Below are 6,229 nucleotides of genomic sequence, written 5' to 3' on the forward strand. Positions count from 1 at the left end.
GTCCAAGCGGCCTGCCGCCGACACGGGCGGATCTGTATCGATAGCTTACAGGAAGCGCATCGCGTCGCCGACTTCGACGCGCGCCGGCCTGTCGACCGTGCAATAGACGCCGAGATTATGGGCGTTGTGACGGACCAGGTTGCGCAGGATCGCCGGATCATGGTCGAAGCCATCCTGGGCGACAATGGTGAAACCGCAGCGGCGGCAGGGTTCCGAGATGGTCAGCAGGAGATCGCCGACGGCAAGCTTGCGGCCGATCCATTCCGTTTCGGGAAACGAGCCTTCGATGGCCGCCATGTCGACAACGATGTTGGGGCGGAAGCGGCGCGGGTCGGCGACCCCTTCCGGGTGCAATGCTTTCAGGCGTGCCAGCGAAGCCGTGGTCAATAGATGAATCGGCGCCTTGCGGTAGCGCTCCGCGGTCAGCGGGCCGGAATAGTCAGGCCCGGCATTCTCGCGGCGAAACGGACGGAGCGAGGCCTCGAAGCCGAGATAGGCCGACACCGCGCGGTCGCTCTCGATGCTTGGCGCGGCCAGCCAGTCGCCCTCGGGAACGGCAATCTCGAGTTCCAGGGTCGGCGACAGCCGGGTGCGGATGCGCGGCACCTTGTGCCATTTCGCGTCGCGGTCCGGTCGTGCGATCTCGTTGTCGGACACGTCGACAAGGCCGAACAGGCGGTCGCCGTCGATGCTCTCGACGTCGACCGAGATTGTTTTCAGGCGCTCGCCGGCAAGCGAACTCGCCGGATAGCGCCAGAGTTCGCTGACAGTGCCCAGCGCGGCCTGCATCAGCTCTTCTTGTTCTGCCGGTTGGCGACCAGATCATCGACGACGGCCGGGTCGGCCAGCGTCGAGGTGTCACCCAGGGCAGAAAAATCGTCCTCGGCGATCTTGCGCAGGATGCGACGCATGATCTTGCCGGAACGCGTCTTCGGCAGGCCCGGCGCGAACTGGATCTTGTCGGGCGAAGCAATGGCGCCGATCTCCTTGCGGACATGGGCAACAAGCTCCTTGCGCAGCTCCTCGGTGGGTTCGGCACCCTTCATCAAGGTGACGTAGCTGTAGATACCCTGGCCCTTGATGTCGTGGGGATAGCCCACGACCGCGGCCTCGGAAACCTTCTCATGGCTGACCAGCGCCGATTCGACTTCGGCCGTGCCCATGCGGTGGCCGGAAACGTTGATGACGTCGTCGACGCGGCCGGTGATCCAGTAATAGCCGTCGGCGTCGCGGCGGCAGCCGTCACCGGTGAAGTACTTGCCCTTGTAGGTCGAAAAATAGGTCTGCACGAAGCGGTCGTGATCGCCATAGACGGTGCGCATCTGGCCCGGCCAGGAATCGGTGATGCACAGATTGCCGTCGGCCGCACCTTCCAGCACCTTGCCCTCGCCGTCGACCAGCTGCGGCTTGATGCCGAAGAAAGGCCGCGTCGCCGAACCCGCCTTGAGGTCGGTCGCACCTGGCAGCGGCGTGATCAGGATGCCGCCGGTCTCGGTCTGCCACCAGGTGTCGACGATCGGCACCTTGCCGTTGCCGACGACGTTGAAATACCACTCCCAGGCTTCCGGGTTGATCGGCTCGCCGACCGAACCCAGCACGCGCAGCGACTTGCGCGACGTCTTCTTCACGTGCGCATCGCCGGCGCCCATCAGCGCGCGCAACGCCGTCGGCGCGGTGTAGAAGATATTGACCTTGTGCTTGTCGATGACTTCCCAGAAGCGCGACTGCGACGGATAGTTCGGCACGCCTTCGAACATCAGCGTGGTGGCGCCGTTGGCGAGCGGGCCGTAGACGATGTAGCTGTGGCCGGTGACCCAGCCGACATCGGCGGTACACCAGTAGATGTCGCCGTCATGGTAGTCGAAGACATATTGGTGGGTCATCGAGACGTAGACGAGATAGCCGGCGGTGGTGTGCAGCACGCCCTTCGGCTTGCCGGTCGAACCCGACGTGTAGAGAATGAACAGCGGGTCCTCGGCCTTCATCTTCTCGGGCTTGCATTCGGCTTTCACCGTCGCGATCTCGTCGTGATACCAGACGTCGCGGCCTGAAACCCAGCCGGTCTTGCCGCCGGTGCGTCGCACGACCACCACCTTTTCGACTTTCGTTCCGGCTTTCGCGGCGATCTCGATCGCCCTGTCGGTGTTTTCCTTCAAAGGGATCGGCTTGCCGCCGCGCAGGCCTTCGTCAGCCGTGATAACGAAGGTCGACTTGCAGTCGTCGATGCGGCCGGCCAGCGCATCCGGCGAGAAACCGCCGAAGACGATCGAATGGACGGCGCCGATGCGCGTGCAGGCCAGCATCGCATAGGCGGCTTCCGGGATCATCGGCATGTAGATGGTGACTCGATCGCCTTTCTTGACGCCGTGTTTCTTCATCACATTGGCGAGCCGGCAGACATGCTCGTAGAGCTCGTTATAGGTGACCTTCTTGTCGTCGTAGGGATTGTCGCCTTCCCAGATGATGGCGGTCTGGTTGCCGCGCTTCTTCAGATGCCGGTCGATGCAGTTGTAGGAAACGTTGGTCAGTCCGTCCTCGAACCATTTGATCGAGACCTTGCCGTCGAAGGAGGTGTTCTTGACCTTGCTGAACGGCTTGAACCAGTCGATGCGCTTGCCGTGCTTGCCCCAGAATTTGTCCGGGTTCTTGACGCTGTCGGCATACCATTTCAGGTAGGTGTCATTGTCGATCAGCGCGTTTTTCTTCCACGCCGGCTGGACGCGATGGACATGAACCTCGGACATTCCTGACTTTCCTCCCGAACCAATCGCCGGCTTGAAATGCCGGCGGGATCGCGGCGACACGGCCGCGAATTCGGCGGCATTATTACCAGTTCCGCCGTTACGGCAACATTAGACGTTGGATTCGCGCGGCGGGATGCCGCAGGGAGCTTCTCCAGGGCTGTCAGCACTCGAAGAGGTGCGCTGCTAACCGCATGTTTTCGCAAGCTAAAGCCGGTTCAGATGAAGAAAAAATCAATAGACGGTTAATCAGCGGCGCGCACAATCAGCCGTGGGAGGACAGGCGAATCAACCTGGGGACCGTCATGCGCGACCATGCCGAAATGGACCTGATGCTCAAAGGCTATGGCTTGACCACTGCCAAGATTCTTTATCACTTTCCCGATCACCCGCATCTGCTGCAGAGCTTCATCTGGCAGGACTACGATCTCGCGCCGAAGTTTCCGGTGCTGATCAAGTTCATCGAATTCTGGAAGGCCAAGCTGGACGGGCCGCTGCATTCGATCAGCTACACCCACCAGAAGCTGATCGCGCCGAATGAATGGCGCAAGGTGGATGGGGAGTTTGTGCTGCACTAGGGGCAAGTTTCGCAGCAACGGCTTCTTGAGGTCGGCGTTCTACGACGCCCCCCTCTGTCCTGCCGGACATCTCCCCCTCAAGTGGGCAGATTGGCAGCTCCACCGACAACGCCGCCCCTTGTTACGCCTGCGATTGGCGAAAGTCGCCGCGACATCCGATCTCCCCCCTTGAGGGGGAGATGGCCGGCAGGCCAGAGGGGGGCGCTGGCCCGCGAACCTTGCGCCATGACGGCCCGATGCGCTCAAACCACCGGCGGGTTCAACCGGGCAAAGCCTTCCTGCCGCCGATACGGGAAGTACGGGTAGGGCGCGGTGACTTCGCTTGCCGCGTCGAGCTGCCTTATCTGCCCCGGCGTCAAGGTCCAGCCGACGGCGCCGAGGTTCTGGCGCAACTGCTCCTCGTTGCGGGCGCCGATGATGACCGACGATACGGTCGGGCGCTGCAGCAGCCAGTTGATGGCGATCTGCGGCACGGTCTTGCCGGTTTCCTCGGCCACGACATCGAGGGCATCCATCACTCGATAGAGATGCTCGTCCTCGACCGGCGGACCGAAGCTTGCCGTGTCGTGCAGCCGGCTCTTTTCCGGTAGGGACTGGCCACGGCGGATCTTGCCGGTCAGGCGGCCCCAGCCAAGCGGGCTCCACACCAATGCACCGACGCCCTGGTCGAGGCCGAGCGGCATCAGCTCCCACTCATAGTCGCGGCCGACCAGCGAATAGTAGACCTGATGGGCGACATAGCGCGGATAGCCTTGGCTGTCGGCTTGCGCCAACGACTTCATCACTTGCCATCCGGAGAAGTTGGAGACGCCGACATAGCGCAGCTTGCCGGCACGGATCAGGTTGTCCAGCGTCGACAGCACCTCCTCGATCGGCGTGCCGGCATCGAAGGCGTGTAGCTGCAAAAGGTCGATGTAGTCGGTGCCGAGGCGCCTCAGCGCATCATCCACGGATCTGATCAGCCGCGAACGTGACGAGCCGTAATCGCCCGGCCCATCGCCCATCGGCAGCGCGGTCTTGGTCGAGATCAGCACGGCATCGCGGCGGCCTTTTATCGCGTCGCCAAGCACCTGTTCAGAAGCGCCGTTCGAATAGACGTCGGCCGTGTCGAACAAATTGACACCGGCCTCCAGGCAGATGTCGATCAGCCGCCGCGCTTCCCTGGCGTCGCTGTTGCCCCAGGCGCCGAACAGCGGGCCGGAACCGCCAAAGGTTCCCGCGCCGAAGGAGAGTGCGGGCACTTTCAAGCCCGATGCACCGAGACGTCGATAATCCATCTTTTTACTCCTGGTGGTATGAAGGGTGTCGGAAGCGGGTTTGCCGAGGGTAGTCACGAGCGGATGGAGGCAGGTGCGCCGAGCGCCGGGGTGCGATCGAGACGCAGCGCCAGGCCCGCCACGCCGAGTGCCGTGAGCGGCAGCAGGGCGGCGACCCAGGTGAGGGAACCCAGACCAAGGCCGTGGGCAATCACCGCGCCGCCAAGCCAGGCGCCTGCGGCGTTGCCGAGATTGAAAGCGGCGATGTTGAAGGACGAGGCGAGGCTCTGGCCGGCACCTTGCGCCTTGTCCAGCACCCACATCTGCAGCGGCGCCACGGTAGCAAAGGCGGCGGCACCGAGCAGGCCGACATAGATGACGGCCATCACCTGGCTGTGGATGGCGAAGGTCATCGTTGCGAGCACCAGGGCCAGCACCACGAGGCTGCCCAGCACGGACGGCCAAGCCAGCGGTCGGCGACCTTGCCGCCAAGCAAATTGCCGGCGATGAGACCGCCGCCGAAGACGAGCAGGATCGGCGACACGGCTGCTTCCTTGAAGCCGCTTATCTCGGTCAGCAACGGAGCGATATAAGTGAAGACGGCGAAGACGCCGGCATAGCCGAGCACGGTGGTGGCGAGGCCGAGCAGGACGGGGGTGCGGCGCAAAACGGCGAGATCGGCGCGCAGGTCGCTCTTTTCGGGCGCCGTCCGGCTGCGTGGCACCAGAGCCAGGATGACGGCGAAGGCGGCCACACCGACCACTGTCACGGCCCAGAAGGTCGCGCGCCAGCCGAAGGCCTGGCCGAGCCATGTGCCGAAGGGCACGCCGAGGATGTTGGCGATGGTCAGGCCGGTGAACATCAGCGCGATCGCCGAGGCTTGTCTGTTGGGCGCGACCAAGCCGGTGGCGACCACCGAGCCGACGCCGAAGAAAGTGCCGTGGGCAAAGGCGGTGATGATGCGGGCGCCCATCAGCGTCCAGTAGTCGGGCGCCAACGCGCAGGCGAGATTGCCGAGCGTGAAGATCGCCATCAGCGCCAGAAGCACGGTCTTGCGCGGCCAGTTGCCGGTGGCGATGGTCAGCAACGGCGCGCCGATGACGACGCCAAGCGCATAGCCCGAAATGAGCTGGCCGGCAGCCGAGATCGAAACGCCGAGATCCTTGCTGACATCGAGCAGCAAACCCATAATGACGAATTCGGTGACGCCGATGCCGAAGGCACCGGCGGCGAGGGCGTAGAGAGCAAGAGGCATGGCGGTTTTCCACTTCGATGCGAAGAGCGCCGTCCCGCGCCCCGACCCCTGAGATCGTGCTTCCCTGCATTGTGAACCAGACTTGCCTTGGGCATATTTTCTGTGAAATAGATTCATAAATGGCCAGGCCCGACATCAATCGCTCCGGCGAGATCGAAGTGTTCGTGCGCGTCGTCGAGGAAGGCAGTTTCTCCTCCGCGGCACGCGCGTTGCGCATGACGCCGTCGGCGGTGAGCAAGCTGATCGCGCGGCTGGAGGCCCGGCTTGGCGCGCGGCTGGTCAGCCGCTCGACGCGAAAGCTGCAACTGACGCCGGAAGGCACAGCATTCTACGAGAGCGGCCTGCGCATCCTTGCCGACATGGCGGCAGCCGAGCAGGAGGCAGCGGCCGGTGCTTCAC

General features: G+C 63.6%; 5 protein-coding genes and 1 pseudogene. 2 read left to right on the forward strand and 4 right to left on the reverse strand.

Features of this window, described 5'->3' with window-relative positions:
• Positions 1–45: 45 nt before the first annotated feature.
• Both ENZ75_RS17390 and acs read right to left on the reverse strand, forming a co-directional pair.
• A complete protein-coding gene (locus tag ENZ75_RS17390; protein ID WP_063169460.1) occupies positions 46–789 on the reverse strand; it encodes an MOSC domain-containing protein in 744 nt (247 codons plus the stop codon).
• Complete coding sequence (gene acs / locus ENZ75_RS17395) at positions 789–2,744, reverse strand: acetate--CoA ligase (protein ID WP_013529021.1); 1,956 nt, start codon at positions 2,742–2,744, stop codon at positions 789–791. Before acs ends, ENZ75_RS17390 begins: the two co-directional genes overlap by 1 nt.
• Positions 2,745–3,046: 302 nt before the next feature.
• Here acs and ENZ75_RS17400 point away from each other — a divergent pair, with 302 nt between their 5' ends.
• Positions 3,047–3,319, forward strand: a complete 273-nt coding sequence (locus ENZ75_RS17400; protein WP_013529022.1) for an usg protein — start codon at positions 3,047–3,049, stop codon at positions 3,317–3,319.
• A gap of 242 nt (positions 3,320–3,561) precedes the next feature.
• Here ENZ75_RS17400 and ENZ75_RS17410 read toward each other — a convergent pair whose 3' ends face one another.
• Positions 3,562–4,596, reverse strand: a complete 1,035-nt coding sequence (locus tag ENZ75_RS17410; RefSeq protein ID WP_063169459.1) for an aldo/keto reductase — start codon at positions 4,594–4,596, stop codon at positions 3,562–3,564.
• A gap of 53 nt (positions 4,597–4,649) precedes the next feature.
• A pseudogene (locus tag ENZ75_RS17415) lies at positions 4,650–5,830 on the reverse strand (MFS transporter).
• Between the two features lie 119 nt (positions 5,831–5,949).
• On the opposite strand from ENZ75_RS17415, the gene ENZ75_RS17420 reads away from it, so the two are divergent.
• On the forward strand, positions 5,950–6,229 hold a 280-nt coding region (locus tag ENZ75_RS17420), incomplete at its 3' end, for a LysR family transcriptional regulator (protein WP_164887854.1).

Origin of the sequence: Mesorhizobium sp. M7A.F.Ca.CA.002.04.1.1, assembly GCF_004022805.1 — a bacterium.
GTDB classification, from domain to species: domain Bacteria; phylum Pseudomonadota; class Alphaproteobacteria; order Rhizobiales; family Rhizobiaceae; genus Mesorhizobium; species Mesorhizobium ciceri.

Bases quoted from the DNA above. Each gene is read 5' to 3' on its own strand.
- ENZ75_RS17390 (WP_063169460.1), bottom strand. From the start codon at position 789: ATGCAGGCCGCGCTGGGCACTGTCAGCGAACTCTGGCGCTATCCGGCG.
- acs (WP_013529021.1), bottom strand. From the start codon at position 2,744: ATGTCCGAGGTTCATGTCCATCGCGTCCAGCCGGCGTGGAAGAAAAAC.
- ENZ75_RS17400 (WP_013529022.1), top strand. From the start codon at position 3,047: ATGCGCGACCATGCCGAAATGGACCTGATGCTCAAAGGCTATGGCTTG.
- ENZ75_RS17410 (WP_063169459.1), bottom strand. From the start codon at position 4,596: ATGGATTATCGACGTCTCGGTGCATCGGGCTTGAAAGTGCCCGCACTC.